Here is a 14,838-nt window from a genome sequence, read left to right as displayed (position 1 = left end):
TCACCGTGTCCTTGCATCGCCGTGCCGTTCTTCCGTTGCTGCTTGCCGCCGCCACCGCACTGTCCTCGCCGCAGCCGGCGCAGGCACAGAGCGCGTACTTCTTTCCGCAGGTCACCAACGCGGCGGCGTTCGATGCAGCGGTGCCGACGCCGGAGCAGTTCCTCGGCTACCCGATCGGCAGCCGTTACACCCGGCACGACCAGCTGGTGGCGTACTTCCAGGAACTGGCGAAACGCTCGGACAAGATCAGCGTGCGCGAGATCGGCCGCAGCTATGAAGGCCGCCCGCTGTTGATCGCCACCGTCACCGCTGCAGGTAATCATGCGCGGCTGGAACAGATCCGCCAGCAGCACGCGACCCTGGCCGATCCGGCGCAGCCGCGCAGCGCCGCCGGTGACAGCCCGGTGGTGGTGTGGCTGGGCTACAGCGTCCACGGCAACGAGACCTCCAGTGCCGAGGCAGCGATGCTGACGGCGTACTACCTGGTGGCCAACCGCAGCGCAGAAACCCAGCAATGGCTGCAGCAGGCGGTGGTGCTGTTCGATCCGGCGCAGAATCCGGATGGTCGTGACCGTGCTGCCAACTGGCACAACGCCTGGGCGTCCGACCCAGCTTCTGCCGACCCCGCCGACAAGGAACACGTCGAGCCGTTCCCGCAGGGTCGTACCAATCACTACTTCACCGATCTCAACCGCGACTGGCTGGCCCTGACCCAGCAGGACTCACGGCCGAAGGTGGAGGTGTTCCACCAGTGGTACCCGAACGTGCAGATCGACTTCCACGAAATGGGCAAGGACAGCACCTACTACTTCGAGCCCTCGCCGAAGAGCATGCACAGCCCGCTGATTCCGGCGGCGTCGTATGAATTCAACAAGACCCTCGCCAAGTACCACGCGCAGGCGCTGGATGCGCTGGGGTCGCTGTACTACACCGGCGAGAATTTCGACAACTTCTCGCCGGTGTACGGTTCCACCTATCCGGACTTCCATGGCGCTGTCGGCGTTACCGTCGAGCAGGCCAGCTCGCGCGGCCGCGTGCAGGAATCGGTGAATGGCCTGCTGACGTTCCCGTTCACCATCCGCAACCAGGTCGCCACTGGGCTGGGCACGGTGCGTGGCGCAGTGGCCGAGCGCAGCGGCCTGTTCGACCTGCAGAAGCAGTTCTTCCAGAGCGCGCTGAAGCAGGCTGCGCAGCAGCCGGTGAAGAGCTTCGTGTTCGGCGATGCGCATGACCCGGCCCTGACCCGTCGCCTGCTGGAACTGCTGCTGCTGCACCGGATCGAGGTGCGCGCACTGGACCGTGCCGTCACTGTCGATGGGCAGCGCTTCGATGCCGGCAGCGCCTACGTGGTGCCGGTGCAGCAGGCGCAGTTCCGCCTGGTGCATTCGATCTTTGCCGAGACGCCGCCGATCAAGGGTGATGTGTTCTACGGCAGCACCAGCTATGCGATCGCACCGGCCTACGGCGTGGCCTTTGCGGGCAGCCGCAGCCGTATCGAAGGCGGCGCACGCGTGGCCGCGCTGCCGGTGGAGCAGGGCGCGGTACTGGGCGGCGAGGCCGGATTCGCCTACGCCATCGACTGGCGCAACTACAACGCCGGGCGCGTGCTGGCCGCGCTGCAGGGCAAGGGCGTGAATGCACGCGCGGCATTCCAGCCGTTCACCACCGCGACCGCGCAGGGCGACATCAGCTTCGCCGCCGGCAGCCTGGTCATTCCGGTTGCCGGGCAATCGCTGCAGGGCGCGGCGCTGCTCGAGACAGTGACATCGGCCGCGCGCGAGGCGGGCGTACAGGTCCACGCGCTGTCCAGCGGCCGGAGCCGCGAAGGCATCGACCTCGGCAGTGACGGCGTCAAGGCGCTGCGCAAGCCTGCGGTGGCACTGGTGATGGGCGAGGGCGTGGCCGCCACCGAAATCGGATCGGCGTGGTTCCTGCTCGACCAGCAGCTGCAGTTGCCAGCCAGCAAGCTGGATCCGCAGCAGCTGGGCAAGGTACCGCTGGACCGCTACACCACGATCGTGCTGTCCGGTGGTACCTACACGGGCGTCGATGCCACGGCGGTGGCTGCACTGAAGCGCTGGGTGCAGGCCGGTGGTTCACTGGTGACCTACGGCAGTGCCTCGAAGTGGGCGATCGAGCAGAGGCTGGCCGACGGCGAAAAGCTCGGCAAGGAAGAAGACGCTGCTGACGAAAGCCGCCGTGCGTTCGGCGATCAGCGCGACATTGCCGCGATCGAGCGGGTCAGCGGCAACATTCTCAGTGCCGACGTGGATACCAGCCATCCGCTGGCATTCGGCGTGCCGCGCCGGCAGCTGGCGATCAACAAGGAGAACACGGGGACGCTGCAGCCGAGCGCGAACCCGTTCTCCACGGTGGTGCGCATCGACACGCCGCCGCGGGTGAACGGCTACCTGTCCGAGCGTAACCGCACGCGGGTGGCAGGCAGTGCATGGCTGCTGGTGTCGGCGCAGGGGCAGGGCAACGTGGTGCTGTTTGCCGATGACCCGGCACACCGCAAGTACTGGCACGGAACGGACCGACTGCTGATCAACGCGATCTTCTTCGGGAATCTGGTGAATCCGGCGAAAGCGCGGGGTTGAGGTGTTTGGCGCCGAGTTTCTGTTGTGCTTGGGAGGCAGGGGGCCTCAGCCAGGACACGCCGTAAACCCATCCATGGGGGCTCGATGGCGCCATCCTTGGCGCCAACGGTCCTGGCTGAGGCCCCCTGCCTCCCATGACAGTTTCCTGCGGGCGCGGACGCATCAGACCCCAAGGCGGGAGCAAGGGCAAATACAAAAGCAAAAGCAAAAGCAAAGCCAGGAATTGCGACTTCGGCTTTTGCCTTTGAATTTGAGTTTGAATTTGAATTTGAATTTGAATTTGATCTTTCTTCTCCCGGCTACCCGGCGGGAGAAGAAGGCGCAGGCAATGCTTGAAGCGGATGGGCATGGGGGCAGCGCAGAACCGTTGGCGCCATGGATGGCGCCATCGAGCTTACATGGACGTATTTACAGCGTGTTCTGCGCTGCCCCCATGCCCATTCGCCCTCGGTACTGCCACCGCGTGCTTTATCACCCGGTAGCCCGCAACAAAAAAGGACGGCGCGTCAGCGCCGTCCCTCGATAGCCCCCGCGCAGCGGGAAGCACGCTCCATGTCGGCTGGGATCAGCCGGCGCGACCACCGCCGCCACCCTGGCCACGACCACGGCCGCCACCATTGCCACCACCGCCACGGCGCTGGCCCTGGCCGGCGCCTGCACGCTGCTGGCCATTGCCACCGCCTTCGCGGCGGCCACCGCCGGCCTTCTTCGGGCCTGCGTGCGCGTGGCGCGGCGCATCACCGTGCGGACGGCGCGCATGGCTCTTGCGCGGTGCGCGCTCGCCGGTATCGTGCTCGGCCTTGCCCGGCGCACTGTTGCCCCAGCGGATCGGCACCTGCAGCTCGAAGCCCGGTACATCGCGGATGTCCATGTCGCGGCCCAGCAGGCGCACGATCGCACGCAGCAGCTTCACTTCATCCTGTGCCACCAGCGAAATCGCCTGGCCGGTCGCGCCGTTGCGGCCGGTACGGCCGATGCGGTGCACGTAGTCCTCGGCCACCATCGGCAGGTCGAAGTTGATCACCTTCGGCAGCTCGTTGATGTCGATGCCGCGCGCAGCGATATCGGTCGCCACCAGCACGGTCACGCGGCCGGCCTTGAAGTCACCCAGTGCACGCAGGCGCTGCCCCTGGCTCTTGTTGCCGTGGATCGCCGCAGTCTTGATGCCCGACTTTTCCAGGAACGAGGCCAGCTTGTCGCTGCCGTGCTTGGTGCGGGCGAACACCAGGGTCTGCTCGCGGCTGTCCTGCGCCAGCAGGTGCAGCAGCAGGTCGCGCTTGCGACCGGCATCGACCGGGTGCACGCGGTGGGTGATGGTTTCGGCCACGGTGTTCTTCGGCGTCACCTGGATCTGTTCCGGGTTGCGCATGAACTCCAGCGCCAGCTGGCGGATGTTGTCCTCGAAGGTGGCCGAGAACAGCAGGGTCTGCCGGTTCTGCTTCGGCAGCTTGGCCAGGATGCGCTTGATCGACGGCAGGAAGCCCATGTCGAGCATGCGGTCGGCTTCGTCCAGCACCAGCAGTTCAATGCCGGACAGGTCGATGCTGCGACGCTCCAGGTGGTCGATCAGGCGGCCCGGGCAGGCCACCAGCAGGTCCACGCCACGGCGCAGGATGTCCAGCTGGTTGCCCATGCCGACGCCGCCGTAGATACAGGCGCTGGGAATGCGCAGGTACTTGCTGTAGCCGCGCAGGCTGTCGTGCACCTGGGTGGCCAGTTCGCGGGTCGGGGCCAGGATCAGCGCGCGCGGCTTGCGCGGGCCGCTGCGCACTTCCTGCGAGGCGGTGCCCAAGTGCTGCAGCAGCGGCAGGCCGAAGGCGGCGGTCTTGCCGGTGCCGGTCTGTGCGCCGGCCAGCAGGTCACGACCGGCCAGTGCCAGCGGGATCGCCTGCTGCTGGATCGGGGTCGGGTTTTCGTAGCCCTGCTCGGCAAGCGCACGCAGCAGGAAGGGCGCCAGGCCCAGCGATTCAAAAGACATTGAGTTTGCTCCAAGTACAAGAAACGCCTGTCCGAACGGACAGACGGGGGCAGATCAAACTGATCGGCTGACTCGGAGCGTTCCCGTGAACCGCGCTGCGAGAATTGGGTGCAGCCGGCACGAAGCGCAGGCTGGAATGCGTGACGAACGGCGTCGGAGTGGGGGCGGGCGAAGAGGGCGGACCCTGGTCGCCGGCGATCCCGGAGGGAAACGGACGGCCGCTGCAGACCGCGCAAGTCTAAACGATGTTTGAGACTTCACGCAAAAAGACCTGTTCAGGTAGGGGTTCTCTCTGCAGGGCTGCGCCCTGCACCCGCAGAGGCTGAAGCAACGTCAAAGGCCGGGTTCCTGTGGGAGGCGGGGTGGGTCCGGTGGCAGGGGGCGCTGCAAGTACGTCCATGTAAGCTCGGTCGCCGCTTGCTCGTGTGCGCAGTCCTGCGCACACGGCAAGACCGGGGTTGGGCGTCCTGCCCAACCCGCCCGAGGCATGCCTCGGGCCCATGCGGCTCACGCCCCTGCCACCGGACCCACCCCGCCTTCGACAGTTTCCTGCGATCTGTCAGATCTCATTCGATTTATCTCGATATCTGATGGATTTCGACGATGAATGACGTGGATGTTCGATCCGTCATCGGGAACCTGTCGGGGGTGGGGAGGTGTGGGTGGGCAGGACCGTTGGCGCCATGGATGGCGCCATCGAGCCCCCAGGGATGGGTTTACGGCGTGTCCTGCCCACCCACACCGCCCCGCCCAACCAGCAGAAAGCCAGAGCCGCTTTTGACGTTGCCGTTGCTGTTGCATTGAGCAGGTGCAGGGCTGCAAGCCCTGCCGAACCCCCCACTACGGTAGGGTGGGCCGATGCCGCGCTGCAGCTTGGCGTCGCCGCAGATTTGATTACACTTGAAACTTGTTTGCCCACGACTCCGGACACCCACCCATGAAGCTTGGTTCTTTGAAGGAAGGCGGCCGCGACGGCACCCTGATCGTCGTCTCGCGTGACCTGCGCCACGGCGTGCGCGCCACCGGCATTGCCGCCACCCTGCAGCAGGCTCTGGAAGACTGGAGCCACATCGCGCCGCGCCTGAACGCCCTGTACGAATCGCTCAATGCCGGCGACGCCGACGGTGTGTTCGACCTCGACCCGCAGGCCCTGGCCGCGCCGATGCCGCGCGCCTATGAATTCGTCGACGGCAGTGCCTACCTGCCCCACGTCGAGCGCGTGCGCCGCGCCCGTGGCGCCGAGGTGCCGGAGAGCTTCTACACCGATCCGCTGATGTACCAGGCCACCAGTGCCGGCTTCTACGGCCCGCGCGATGCGGTCAAGGTGGTCAGCGAGGAGTACGGTATCGACCTGGAAGCGGAGATCGTGGTGATCACCGACGACGTGCCGATGGCGGCCACCCCGGAACAGGCGGCGGGCCACATCCAGCTGGTCGGCCTGGTCAACGATGTGTCGCTGCGCAACCTGATTCCGGGCGAGCTGGCCAAGGGCTTCGGCTTCCTGCAGTCCAAGCCGCGCTCGGCGCTGTCGCCGGTGTTCGTCACCCCCGACGAATTGGGCGCTGCGTGGCAGGACAGCAAGGTGCACCTGCCGCTGCTGACCCACATCAACGGCAAGTGGTTCGGTGCACCGGAAGCGGGCGTGGACATGCAGTTCAATTTCGCCCAGCTGGTCGCGCATGCGGCCAAGACCCGTCCGTTGGGCGCCGGTACCATCGTCGGCTCGGGCACCATCGCCAATGAAGACACCAGCAAGGGTGCGTCGTGCTTCGCCGAGCAGCGCGTGGTCGAAACCCTGCGCGACGGCAAGCCGAGCACGCCCTTCATGTCGTTCGGCGACGTGGTCCGCATCGAGATGCTCGATGCCGCCGGTAACAGCATCTTCGGTGCGATCGAGCAGCGCATCGAACAGGCCGCCAAGCCCTGAGCATGGAGGCGGCCATGGAGATTCCGGTCGACGACGGCATCGTGCTGTACACCTACTGGCGATCCAGCGCCGCCTACCGCGTGCGCATCGGTCTGGAGCTGAAGGGCTTGGCCTGGGAGGCGCGGCCGGTGCATCTGGTGCGCGACGGCGGCGAACAACACCTGGACGCCTATCGCAGGCTCAATCCGCAGCAGCTGGTGCCGACGCTGCTGCACGAAGGGCATGCGCTGACGCAGTCGCTGGCGATCGTCGAGTACCTGGACGAGTGCTTCCCGCAGGTGCCGCTGCTGCCGGCCGATGCCGCCGGCCGTGCGCGGGTGCGGGCACTGGCCCAGCTGGTGGCCTGCGACATCCACCCGATCAACAACCTGCGGGTGATGCAGTACCTGGAGCGCGACCTGCAGCTGCCGGCCGACGCCCGTATGCAGTGGACCCTGCACTGGATGGCCGAGGGCTTCGCGGCAATGGAGGCGATGCTGGCCAACAGCCGTGACACTAGCACCTTCTGCCACGGTGACCGCCCCGGGCTGGCCGACCTCTGCCTGCTGCCGCAGCTGTACAACGCCCATCGTTTCGGCCTGGACCTTGCGCCGTACCCGACCCTTCGCCGCATCGAGGCCGCCTGCCAGGCGCTGGACGCCTTCGACCGCGCGCGCCCGGAAAACCAGCCCGACGCAGCCTGAAAGTAGAGGGGACGCAGGGGATCAAGTCGTAAGTGCATTCACGACTTAATCCCCTCCGTCCCCTTTTTGCAGCAGTTGCGCGAGATCATCGCGGAACAGTGCATAGGCCCGTTCGCGGCGCGCGCCATCGCCTTGCCGCAGCACCCACGCCGGGTGCACGGTGGCGTAGCCGCGGGTGCCTTCCTCCAGCGTGTGCCAGCGTCCACGGTCGCGCGACAGATTGAAATCACGGCCAAATACCGAGGCTGCCGCGGTTGCGCCCAGGCAGACGATGAGTTGCGGTCGCACGCGCGCAATCTCGCCCATCAGCCACGGCCGGCACGCCTGGATGTGGCGGCTTTCCGGCCGCTTGTGCAGCCGCACCTTGCCACGCCGCTCATGGTGGAAGTGCTTCACCGCGTTGGTCAGGTACAGCGTGGCGCGATCGATTCCCAGCTCGGCCAATGCGCGGTCCAGCAACTGGCCGGCAGGGCCGGCGAACGGCTGGCCGCGCAGATCCTCGGTATCGCCAGGCTGCTCGCCGATCACCATCACCTGCGCATCGGCCGGCCCCTGGCCGAACACCGTCTGTGTGGCGGTCTCCCACAGCGGGCACTGGCGGCAGGCGTTGGCCTGCTGTCGCAGCGTCTGCAGGCTGGCGGTATCTGGGCGCGCTGCCGCAGCGTCCCCACGCATGGGAATCCTGCGCTGGGGTGCCTGCGCGGGCCGGTCATGCATTTCCTGCACGCGATCGCCCGCATCGCGCACCAGGCGCGGCAGCAGCTGCGCCTCGGGCAGGTGGCGCCAGTATCTGGCCGGCATCTCCTGCATCATCATCCGGGTGTTGAGCCGGGCCGGATTGAAGATGCTGGCGTAATAGGTCTGCCACAGGGCCTCGCGCGCATCTTCGGCCGGGGCGTCCTCGCGGCGTGCGCCGGGGCCGAAGGTCAGCGCCTGTCCATCCCACGCCACGCTGCGCGAAGGAGTGAGGATCGCCCAGCGCATGCCGGTGAAGCGGCGTGCGAAGAACGGCGCGACCCGGTCGACGATGTGGTGCTGTGGCTCGAACCAGGCGATGAACGCATCAGGTTGGCCAGGCACCTCGCGGAAGCGCACGAATGCCTTCATCTTGTGCGTGTCACGGCGGACGGCCTGGGCCAATGTCATCGCACGCAGCACATCGGCATCGGCGGGATTGGTCAGCACCGCGCGTTCGCCATGGGTGATCCGCCACAGCAGCCGGTACAGCAGTGACAGGCGCTGCGGTTCGCTATGGCACAGGCAGGTGTCGGCCAGTTCCAGGAATTCGCGCGGGACGCCGGGAGCGCTTGCCTGTGCCGCCACCGGTGCCTGCTGCACCGGCGGCGCATCCAGCAGCGATGCCTCGCCGCCTTCGAGCCAGTCCAATTGCTCGGGCCGCACGCCCCGCAGCAGCGCATCACGCGCGCCGTCGCGCCAGGCCTGCAGCGACCACGGCGGATCCACCCGCTGCGACCAGCGCGGCGCGTCAGGCTGCCGGCGGTGCATCGAACAGTGATCCCTGGCGCGGCGGCGGGGCCAGTTGTGCTCGCAGTGCGGCCGGGTCATCCAGTGCCTTGCGCGGGTGATGGTCGGCCAACAGCACAAACGGTAGCAGTTTGCTCATCGGCGCCTTCAGGCGGGCGATGTCCGCCACGCGCAGGCGCCCGTGCCGGCGCGCCATCAGCACGCGCTCTGCATTGCGCACGCCCAGGCCGGGCACCCGCAGCAGCATTTCCTTCGGTGCACGATTCAGATCGACCGGGAAGCGTTCGGGATGGCGGATCGCCCAGGCCATCTTCGGATCGATATCCAGATCGAGCATTCCGCCTTGGGTGGTGTCGGTGATCTCGTCCACGCCGTAGCCATAGAAGCGCAACAGCCAGTCGGCCTGGTACAGCCGGTGCTCGCGTTGCAGGGGTGGGGGCTGCAGCGGCAGCTGCCGGCTGGCATCGGGAATCGGGCTGAACGCGGAGTAGTAGACCCGGCGCATCCGGTAACTGCCGTACAGGCTGTCGGCGCTGGCCAGGATCTGCTGGTCGTTGGCCCCGTCCGCACCGACGATCATCTGCGTGCTCTGCCCGGCCGGGGCGAAACGGGGAGGGCGCGGGCGTGCGCTGCGGCTGGCCGTCGGCGCCACTGCTGCGGGGGCCTTGCGCGCCTCCTTGGCTTCCTCGATGCGCCAACGCAGTTCGCCCATCGCGCCGCGTATCGAATGCACCGTCTTCTCCGGCGCCAAGGCGCTCAGCCCGGCTTCGGTCGGCAGTTCGACGTTGATCGACAGGCGGTCGGCGTAACGCCCGGCGCTGGCCAGCAGTTCCGGCGAGGCCTCGGGAATGGTCTTGAGGTGGATGTAGCCGGCGTAGCGGTGTTCTTCGCGCAGTTGCCGGGCCACCTCCACCATCTGCTCCATGGTGTAGTCCGCATTGCGGATGATGCCGCTGGAGAGGAACAGGCCCTCGATGTAGTTGCGCTTGTAGAAGTCCAGGGTAAGCGTGACCACCTCGTCGACGCTGAAGCGCGCGCGTGGCACATTGCTGGACACGCGATTGACGCAATAGGCGCAGTCGTAGACGCAGAAGTTGGTCAGCAGGATCTTCAGCAGCGATACGCAGCGGCCATCGGGCGTATAGCTGTGGCAGATGCCCATGCCCTCGGTGCTGCCGATACCGCCGCTGGCGCGCGAATCGCGCTTGCCCGAGCCGCTGGAGGCGCAGGAGGCGTCGTATTTGGCGGCATCGGCCAGAATGGCCAGCTTGCGGATGGTTTCCATTGAGGAAACCTACGGATGAGGGGTCTCATTGGATGAGACGGCCCCTGAATTCTTCAGGAAAAGGGGACGGAGGGGATTGAGTCGTAAGTGCATATACGACTTAATCCCCTCCGTCCCCTTTTTCGTGCGGTCAGAAACCGTGGGTGATGCTGGGTGCGCCGGCCGAGAAATCCGCGTATGGGTCATGCTCGCCGCTGCTGCCTTCGGACAGGCGGAACTTCAGCGCCAGGCCATCGCGCGAGTCGGCCGCGCGCAGCGCCTCCTCCTGCTCGATGGTGCCGGCCTTGGCCAGCCGGAACAGGCACTGGTCGAAACTCTCCATGCCCTCTTCCAGCGATGCTTCCATCGCCGCCTTGATCTCGTGCACCTGGCCGCGACGCAGCAGGTCGCGGATCATCGGCGTGTTGAGCAGCACTTCGGTGGCCGGCAGGCGACGGCCTTCCTTGTTCTTCACCAGGCGCTGGCTGATCACCGCACGCAGGTTCAGCGCCAGGTTCATCAGCACGTTCTTGTGCGCGCTTTCCGGGAAGAAGTTGAGGATGCGCTCGATGGTCTGGTCGGCGTTGTTGGAGTGCAGGGTGGCCAGGCACAGGTGGCCGGTTTCGGCAAAGGCGATCGCCGCCTCCATCGTCTCCGCGTCCAGGATTTCACCGATCAGGATCACGTCCGGCGCCTCACGCATCGCGTTCTTCAGCGCGTTGTGGAAGGCATGGGTATCCAGCCCGACCTCGCGCTGGTTGACGATCGACATCTTGTGCTTGTGCAGGTATTCGATCGGGTCTTCGATGGTGAGGATGTGACCGGTGGTGGTGCTGTTGCGGTGGTCGATCATCGACGCCAGCGAGGTGGACTTGCCGGAACCGGTGGACCCCACCACCAGTACCAGCCCGCGTGGGGTCATGATGACGTCCTTCAGCACCTGCGGCAGGTTCAGCTCCTCGATGCTCGGAATCCGGCTGCGGATGGCACGGATGACCATGCCCACTTCGCCGCGCTGCTTGAACACATTGACGCGGAAGCGACCGGCATCGGGCAGGGCGATGGCCATGTTGAGTTCCAGCTCGCGCTCGAACTGCGGCACCTGGCCTTCGTCCATCAGCGAGTAGGCGATCTTCTTGACCATGCCCGGCGGCAGGCCGGTGTTGCCCAGCGGATAGAGCTTCCCCTCGATCTTGATGTAGACCGGTGCCCCGGTGGTCAGAAACATGTCCGAAGCGTTCTTTTCGGTCATCAGCTTCAGGAAGTAGCCGATATCCATTGCGAATTTTCCCCAACGAAACGGCCGACGCCCGTTGCCAGCACGGTGTCGGCTTGACGACAATGGCCGTGAACCGACAACCGGTACGGCCTCCCCAATGAAACGACTTAGCTTCGCACGAATGCGCCACAGCCTGTATGTGATGGCGTTTGCATTCGCACTGTCTGCCCCGGCCTGGGCGCAGGATGGCGCGATGGAACTGGCCCAGGCCCGGCAGGCGGTCGACAAGGCCACCCAGGCCGATGCCGACCAGTACGCCCCGGACCTGATCGGGCTGGCCCGGCAGGGGCTGGAGCAGGCCCAGCGCGCCGCCGGCGACCGCCGCGAGCGCAAGAATGCCCCGGCCATGGCCCTGCGTGCCGCCGCCGATGCCGACCTGGCCCGCGTGCGCAGCGAGGAAGCCACCGTGACCGCGCAGCTGCAGCTGCGCCGCAACGAGGTCAACCAGCTGCAACGCCAGCTGTCGACCGGGGAGGATCGCCGGTGAAGCCGATGACTGCCGCAACCCTGGCCGCGCTGCTGGCGCTGCCGACCCTGGCCGTGGCCGCCGACAACCCGATGGTGGCGCAGCTGAGCCAGCGCCTGATGGCCATCCAGGCCAACCCGGATACCGCTGAGCTGGGCGCCTTCGAGCGCATGCAGGCCCAGCAGGCCATCGCCACCCTGGACAAGGCCAAGCGCCGCGACCAGGAGCTGGCCACCTACCTGGCCGAGCGCCGGGTGGAGATCGCCGAGACGGCCGTGCGTACCGCGCTGGCCGCCCGCGAGGTCGACCGCCTGGAGCGGACCCGCAGCGACCTGCTGATCGAGGCCAGCCGCCGCGACGCCGCCCGCGCCCGCCAGGAGGCCGAGCAGCTGCGCATGCAGGCACAGATGCAGGCCGAGGAGGCTGAACGCCTGCGCCAGGCCGCCGAGGCCGAGACCCTGGCCCGCCAGGACGCCGAGAACGCCCTGACCAGCGTCGCCGGCAAGCAGCAGCAGCGCCTCAGCGCCGCCCAGCAGAACGCCGCCAAGCTCGCCCGCGAGGAAGCCGAGCTGGTGTCCGGTCAGAAGCTGCCGGGCTCGAAGTTCGATGGCCGCGGCGAGGTCTTCACCTTCCGTGGCGATGCGTTTGCCGCCGGCGCCTCCAGCCTGTCCGGCGGCGCCCGCAACCAGGCCAAGGCGTTGGCCGAATACCTGAACATCGGCAAGAAGGGCCGCCTGCGCATCGAGGCTTACGACAGTGCCAACGGCGTAGGCCAGAAGCGTGCCGAGGCCCTGCGCGATGCCCTGGTTGCGGCGGGTGTCGCGAGCAACCGGATCCAGCTTGCCGGCAAGAAGGCGGCCTCCACCCAGGCACGTTCAGCCGAAGTCATCATCGCCCCGTAATTGCTTGATATTGTTTGTTTTTCGTTGTGATGAGCATTCAGCCTGAACCCCGCCCCGGCGGGGTTCGGTCTTTTTGCCGCAGGGGTCTTGTACCCCGCCTTGAGCAGGCGTAGGGTCAATCGTCCGGGACGCAATGCCGCGGACCGGACGATGGGAGGGCCGGGCCGATGCAAGCAGGGCGCGAACCGCAGCAGATCGACGTGCGCAGGCCAGTGCCGCAGGTCGTTGCAGGCGTCCAGGTGGCCATCGACCGGCGCTCCTCCATGAACAACGCCCCGTGCCTTGCGGCCGGGGCGTTCGTGTATCTGTCGAAGGAGGTCCATCATGTTTGAAGATCAGCCCCAGAGCGAGATCGACGCACGTCGCGCGCGTGATCCGGAGTTCAGGGCACTCCATGACCAGCACCGCAAGTTGAACAAGAAGTGCATGGACGCGGAGTTGGGTGTACTCCCGATCGATGATGTCACCCTGGGTCGCATGAAGCGCGAGAAGCTGCTGGCCAAGCAACGACTTCTGCGAATGTACGAAACACCGCTCCCAACGACGTCCCCCACGCTTTGACGCACCCCGTCACGCCTGGAACGGCGTGACCCGGCCATCGATGGCCCCGCCGGGCGCTCCTGCCCCGGCATCGCGGCACCGCCGATGAGGCGGCCGCGCCAAGGCACCACAGGCGGTGGTGCCTTGGCCTGCAGGCACAACTCACCGATGCGGGCGGTACCGGTCTCCTCGTCGATCCGGGGCCGTCCGCATCTCTTTCTGCGGGCTTGCGGCCCGTCTCCGCGCCGACCTGACATTCATCGCCATCCGACGGATAATCATCGGTCCGGCCCCCTGCGGCGCGAACCGAAAGTCCTCCGAATGCCCATTCATTCTTCCGTCCTCGAACTCATCGGCCAGACCCCGATCGTCAAGGCCCAGCGCCTGGACACCGGCGTCTGCGAGCTCTACCTGAAGCTCGAAAGCGCCAACCCGGGTGGCTCGATCAAGGATCGCATCGGCCTGTCGATGATCGAGGCGGCGGAGCAGCGCGGCGACCTGAAGCCGGGTGCGACCCTGGTCGAGGGTACCGCCGGCAACACCGGGCTGGGCCTGGCCCTGGTCGCGCAGCAGAAGGGTTACAAGCTGATCCTGGTCGTTCCCGACAAGATGAGCCGCGAGAAGATCTTCAACCTGAAGGCGATGGGCGCCGAAGTCCGCCTGACCCGCTCGGACGTGGCCAAGGGCCATCCGGAGTACTACCAGGACCTGGCCAAGACCATCGCCGAGCAGACCCCGGGCGCCTACTTCATCAACCAGTTCGGCAACCCGGACAACCCGGCCGCGCATGAATTCGGTACCGGCCCGGAGATCCTGGAGCAGATGGGCGGCGACCTCGACGCCATCGTGTTCGGCTGCGGCAGCTCCGGCACCATGACCGGCCTGTCGCGTGCCTTCGCCAAGCTGTCGCCGAAGACCGAGCTGGTGCTGGCCGATCCGGTCGGCTCGATCCTGGCCGAATACATCAATGACGGCGTGCTCAACGACAAGTCGGGCAGCTGGCTGGTGGAGGGCATCGGCGAGGACTTCCTGCCGTCGATCTCCGACTTCAGCCGCGTCAAGAAGGCCTATGCCATCAGCGACGCCGAGAGCTTCCACACCGCGCGTGAACTGCTGGGCAAGGAAGGCATCCTCGGCGGCTCGTCCACCGGCACCCTGCTGGCCGCTGCGCTGAAGTACTGCAAGGAGCAGACCACGCCGAAGAAGGTGCTGGTGCTGGTCTGCGATACCGGCAACAAGTACCTGTCGAAGATGTACAACGACTACTGGATGCTGGACAACGGCTTCCTGGAGCGCCCGCAGCACGGTGACCTGCGCGACCTGATCCTGCGCCCGTACGGCCAGCGCGACACCGTGGTGATCGGCCCGAACGACCTGCTGACCACCGCCTACCAGCGCATGAAGCTGTACGACGTGTCGCAGCTGCCGGTGATGGACGGTGACCAGCTGGTCGGCATCGTCGACGAAAGCGACGTGCTGCTGCACGTCTATGGTGACGAAGCACGTTTCCGCGACACCGTCGCCACGGCGATGGTCAGCAAGCTGGACCGGCTGGACGTGAAGTCGCCGATCGAGGCGCTGCTGCCGGTGTTCGACCGCGGCCAGGTGGCGATCGTGATGGACGGCAACGCCTTCCTGGGCCTGATCACCCGTATCGACCTGCTGAACTATCTGCGCCGTCGCGTGCAGTAGGCCGTTGATCGCCGACGTTCGC

At 66.6% G+C, this 14,838-nt stretch carries 11 protein-coding genes; 7 read left to right on the top strand and 4 right to left on the bottom strand.

Going from position 1 to position 14,838, the window contains the following annotated elements; translation table 11 throughout:
- Positions 1 to 5: 5 nt before the first annotated feature.
- Positions 6 to 2,600 (top strand): M14 family zinc carboxypeptidase, encoded by a 2,595-nt coding sequence (locus AC5P78_RS14080; protein ID WP_414498309.1) that lies wholly within the window; start codon positions 6 to 8, stop codon positions 2,598 to 2,600.
- 565 nt (positions 2,601 to 3,165) lie between these two features.
- Here the strand turns inward: AC5P78_RS14080 and AC5P78_RS14075 are convergent.
- Complete coding sequence (locus tag AC5P78_RS14075; RefSeq protein WP_005412154.1) at positions 3,166 to 4,578, bottom strand: DEAD/DEAH box helicase; 1,413 nt, start codon at positions 4,576 to 4,578, stop codon at positions 3,166 to 3,168.
- A 937-nt stretch (positions 4,579 to 5,515) separates the two neighbouring features.
- Between AC5P78_RS14075 and AC5P78_RS14070 the strand changes: the two genes are divergently transcribed.
- Positions 5,516 to 6,505 (top strand): fumarylacetoacetate hydrolase family protein, encoded by a 990-nt coding sequence (locus tag AC5P78_RS14070; protein WP_043033907.1) that lies wholly within the window; start codon positions 5,516 to 5,518, stop codon positions 6,503 to 6,505.
- Between the two features lie 14 nt (positions 6,506 to 6,519).
- A complete protein-coding gene (maiA, locus tag AC5P78_RS14065; RefSeq protein ID WP_495217228.1) occupies positions 6,520 to 7,188 on the top strand; it encodes a maleylacetoacetate isomerase in 669 nt (222 codons plus the stop codon).
- A gap of 45 nt (positions 7,189 to 7,233) precedes the next feature.
- On the opposite strand, the gene AC5P78_RS14060 is transcribed toward maiA, so the two are convergent.
- From AC5P78_RS14060 to AC5P78_RS14050, 3 genes are all read right to left on the bottom strand, one after another.
- A complete protein-coding gene (locus AC5P78_RS14060) occupies positions 7,234 to 8,694 on the bottom strand; it encodes a UdgX family uracil-DNA binding protein (protein ID WP_201861690.1) in 1,461 nt (486 codons plus the stop codon).
- On the bottom strand, positions 8,675 to 9,958 hold the full coding sequence (locus tag AC5P78_RS14055; protein WP_005407960.1) for a putative DNA modification/repair radical SAM protein: 1,284 nt from the start codon (positions 9,956 to 9,958) through the stop codon (positions 8,675 to 8,677). Before AC5P78_RS14055 ends, AC5P78_RS14060 begins: the two co-directional genes overlap by 20 nt.
- A gap of 130 nt (positions 9,959 to 10,088) precedes the next feature.
- Positions 10,089 to 11,216 (bottom strand): PilT/PilU family type 4a pilus ATPase, encoded by a 1,128-nt coding sequence (locus AC5P78_RS14050; protein ID WP_004141526.1) that lies wholly within the window; start codon positions 11,214 to 11,216, stop codon positions 10,089 to 10,091.
- Positions 11,217 to 11,337: 121 nt separating this feature from the next.
- Between AC5P78_RS14050 and AC5P78_RS14045 the strand changes: the two genes are divergently transcribed.
- The 4 genes from AC5P78_RS14045 (at position 11,338) to AC5P78_RS14030 (ending at position 14,816) form a co-directional block, all read left to right on the top strand.
- The gene (locus tag AC5P78_RS14045; RefSeq protein ID WP_005407961.1) at positions 11,338 to 11,703 is read left to right on the top strand and encodes a DUF4398 domain-containing protein; all 366 of its coding nucleotides are present in this window, start codon (positions 11,338 to 11,340) and stop codon (positions 11,701 to 11,703) included.
- Positions 11,700 to 12,584 (top strand): OmpA family protein, encoded by an 885-nt coding sequence (locus tag AC5P78_RS14040; RefSeq protein WP_005407962.1) that lies wholly within the window; start codon positions 11,700 to 11,702, stop codon positions 12,582 to 12,584. Before AC5P78_RS14045 ends, AC5P78_RS14040 begins: the two co-directional genes overlap by 4 nt.
- A 324-nt stretch (positions 12,585 to 12,908) precedes the next feature.
- Entirely contained in the window at positions 12,909 to 13,145 is a 237-nt protein-coding gene (locus AC5P78_RS14035; protein WP_005407964.1) for an HP1242/YdcH family protein, read from the top strand.
- A gap of 300 nt (positions 13,146 to 13,445) precedes the next feature.
- Positions 13,446 to 14,816, top strand: coding sequence for a pyridoxal-phosphate dependent enzyme (locus AC5P78_RS14030; RefSeq protein WP_005407965.1), 1,371 nt, complete (start codon positions 13,446 to 13,448; stop codon positions 14,814 to 14,816).
- The last annotated feature ends 22 nt before the right edge of the window (positions 14,817 to 14,838 follow it).

The sequence above is a fragment of the Stenotrophomonas sp. YJH_SMC_133 genome, from assembly GCF_059370655.1.
Note: the sequence above shows the minus strand (reverse complement) of the source record. Positions and strands in the feature narration are given on the sequence as shown.